Raw genomic sequence first — 598 nt, 5'->3', positions numbered from 1 at the left:
TCCCGGCGCAGTCGCAGGGGCGGCACCTCGAGCACCACGCGGCGGAGGCGGTAGTAGAGATCGTCGCGGAAGGCACCCCGCTCGATCTCGGCCTCCAGGTCACGATGCGTCGCGGCGATCAGTCGGACATCGACGCGCGTCGTCCTGGTCGAGCCCACCGGCCGAATCTCGCCGTCCTGCAGGAACCGTAGCAGCATCGCCTGGGCGTCGGCCGGCAACTCGCCGATCTCGTCCAGGAACACCGTGCCGCCGTCAGCCGCCGCCAGCAGCCCGGTCTTCCACTGCACCGCTCCCGTGAACGCCCCGCGCTCGTGCCCGAACAGCTCGCTCGGCAGCAGCTCCCGCGTCAGCGCTCCGCAGTTGATCGTCTCGAACGGCCGGCCCGCCCGCCGGCTCAGGCGCTGGATCGCCCGGGCCACCAGCTCCTTGCCCGTGCCCGTCTCGCCGAGGATCAGGACCGGGACGTCGAGCGGCGCCACCCGCTCGATGCGCTCGAACAGCGCCCGCATCGCGGCACTCTGCCCCACCATCCCGTGAAACGACGGACACCCGGTCCCCGCCATCCGCGCCCGGCTCCCGCCCCCCGGGCCCGCGCCCG

The 598-nt window shown here is 73.6% G+C and carries 1 protein-coding gene; it reads right to left on the bottom strand.

Annotated features, from left to right (window positions below; genetic code table 11):
* The coding region (locus L6Q96_23425; GenBank protein MCK6557499.1) for a sigma-54 factor interaction domain-containing protein at positions 1–598 on the bottom strand (598 nt) is incomplete at both ends.

It is taken from the genome of Candidatus Binatia bacterium, from assembly GCA_023150935.1.
Lineage (GTDB): Bacteria > Desulfobacterota > Binatia > HRBIN30 > HRBIN30 > JAKLJW01.
Note: the sequence above shows the minus strand (reverse complement) of the source record. Positions and strands in the feature narration are given on the sequence as shown.